This is a genomic window from Microcoleus sp. D3_18_C4, from assembly GCF_036702355.1.
In the GTDB taxonomy this organism is placed as follows: Bacteria; Cyanobacteriota; Cyanobacteriia; order Cyanobacteriales; family Microcoleaceae; genus Microcoleus.
This window is the reverse complement of sequence record NZ_JAUBTF010000151.1, coordinates 1-2476: the sequence shown is the minus strand read 5'-3', so window position 1 is coordinate 2476 and position 2476 is coordinate 1. Positions and strand designations below refer to the sequence as shown.

Here is a 2476-nt window from a genome sequence, read left to right as displayed (position 1 = left end):
TTATCATTATTATTCAATTATATTTCTACACAAAGGGGTATTGACAAAATCTACTCTTTTCTAACTTGTTACCAATGCGCGATGGTTGATTCACAACACGTTTACTTGTACCAAACTTCATACATTGTTAAAAATGAAAGCTTATTCGATTGATTTTAGGCAAAAAATCCTTGATACTTATCATGCTGAACCCATTTCACAAAAAGCAATAGCTAAGCGTTTTTCTGTAGCCCTGAGTTTTGTACAAAAATTGCTTAAACAATATCGTGAAACAAAAAACATTACTCCGAGAACTGACCGATGTGGAGTCAAAGGCAAACTCAATGCGGAGCAACTACTCATCTTGGCCCAATTGATTGAAGAAAATAATGATGCAACTCTTGAAGAACTCCGTTATTTACTTTATGGAAAACTCGGATTTTCCGTTAGTAGAGCTACCATAGGAAGAATGATAAAACTCTTAAACATTACTGTAAAAAAAAACTTTATTCCCTTCAGGCAAAGGCACAGACCGAGTTCAAATCCTGCGATATGAGTTCTGGGAAACAATTAAAAAAATTAGTTTGAAAGACTTAATATTCCTTGACGAATCGGGAGTTAATTTGGCAAGGGTGAGGTTATATGCTACGTATGCAAAAAGGTGACAGAGCCAAGGGGCCCAAACCAACTAAACGTGGCAAAAATGTCTCAATAAGTGGAGCAATGTCAGTCAATGAAATTTTGACATCGGTTAATCTAATAGGCGGAACTGATGCAATTATATTTGAAGCTTTTATTATCAGAAAACTCGTACCCAAACTCTGGAAAGGTGCTTGTGTGGTGATGGATAATTGTCCTATTAACCTGGGAGAAGCAGTCAAAAAAGCTCTTGAAAAGAAAGGCGCAAAATTAATATACTTATCACCTTATTCACCCGATTTTTCACCAATTGAGAATCTGTGGTCAAAACTTAAAATCATTCTCCGTTGTAAGCTGTTCAGCATCTAAAACGCATATTGCATAGTATAATATGATGATATTTAGAAAAAGTAAATGCCTACTAAAAACTTCCTCAGTTGCGAGACAAAAAAAAGTCTACAACAAGCATTAAAAGAGCATGAGCATCCCGATATTCGGCAAAGAGCCTTGATTTTTTTGTTACTAAATAACGGAAATACCCAAGCTCAAACTGCTGAACTAATTGGATGTTCTCTGAGAAAAGTTGCTTATTGGAGCATTCATGGTGAGCCTGATAATTTAGACAGTTTTAAAGATGAGCGGATGAAGGGTAACTACCGAAAAGCTACAGAAGAATACATTAATTTACTTCTAGAGACCATTGAAGTAGAACCTGAGAAATATGGCTATGAATTCGGGAGATGGACAACAGCTAGACTTGCCATATATCTAGGAGAGAAGACAGGAATCGAGTTGAATAGTACCCAAGTAAGGAGGATTTTAAAATCAAAAAAGTATGTTTACATCTGGGCTAAATATAGCTTAGAGGATAAGCAAAATACCGTAAAGAGGGATTTATTTAAAGATAAATTAGCTGAGTATTTAAGAATAGCAAAAGAATCTCCAGCTCTTCTACAGGTATGGTTTTGGGATGAAAGCGGATGAAGGTTTGAGAGTAATTAGAAGGAAGAATTGGTGTAAAAAATGGACTCGAAGCAAGAAAAGAGGAGACCGACGAAATGGTCGTATTAATGTCATGGGCGGTGTGAGGTATTCAGACAAGAAAAGATGGGTGGATTTTATTCCATCTGGAAATTCTGCTAATTTTTATGCCGTCCTAAAAAATTTTTATGGAGATTTAAGAGCCGAGTGGATATTACAAGGGAATTTAGCGGAAAAATTTGAAGATAAAGGCTGTAAATTTGTGATAATTTTGGACAACGCTAGTTTTCATAAAAAAGCAGACATTTTGCAGAAAATAGCAGCAGAGATGCCGAATCTAATCATAGAGTTTTTGCCCAAGTATAGTCCTGACTACACCTTAGTTGAATTAGTATGGCATTCCGCCAAGGAATATGTTGCTAATAGATTATTTGAATCTATTGAAAAACTAGAGTCTCTGTTGAATAAATTGTTAAATGAAGGAGAACTAATTATGAAATGGAACCGCAAAATAAAAAATAAAGGTAACTTAGTTAATGCAGTTTAGATGTTTGACAGCTTATCAAGACTACTAATTATCAAGAGTTAGGAAAAGCCATCGAGTTTGCGTTCGGACAAGTTACATCGTCAAATATTTTTAACTGTTTACACACTGCTGTTATTGTACCTCATCTTTCTGAGAAAAGCTATAAGTGCAGATGGTGGAAAAGTACGACTCAGGAGACCTCAAGGAGAAAAGTCTGAATGGAAAGACTATAAAGCAATTGTGTCGGAAGCTGGTATGGTGGCTAGTTTCAATCAAAATGATATCATCATTAATTGGGCAAATAAACAACCGCTAGCAAAACCTATAACTTGCTTGGGCGATGGACATGAT

Annotated in this window: 2 protein-coding genes and 2 pseudogenes; all 4 read left to right on the top strand. The window is 35.7% G+C overall.

The window, feature by feature from the left end:
• Nucleotides 1–133: 133 nt before the first annotated feature.
• On the top strand, nucleotides 134–535 hold the full coding sequence (locus tag QUA90_RS30260; RefSeq protein ID WP_333448777.1) for a transposase: 402 nt from the start codon (nucleotides 134–136) through the stop codon (nucleotides 533–535).
• A gap of 86 nt (nucleotides 536–621) precedes the next feature.
• On the top strand, nucleotides 622–987 hold the full coding sequence (locus tag QUA90_RS30255; RefSeq protein ID WP_333448776.1) for a transposase: 366 nt from the start codon (nucleotides 622–624) through the stop codon (nucleotides 985–987).
• A gap of 45 nt (nucleotides 988–1032) precedes the next feature.
• Nucleotides 1033–2146: pseudogene (locus QUA90_RS30250) on the top strand (IS630 family transposase).
• Between the two features lie 57 nt (nucleotides 2147–2203).
• Nucleotides 2204–2476, top strand: a pseudogene (locus QUA90_RS30245) (hypothetical protein); the annotation flags it as partial.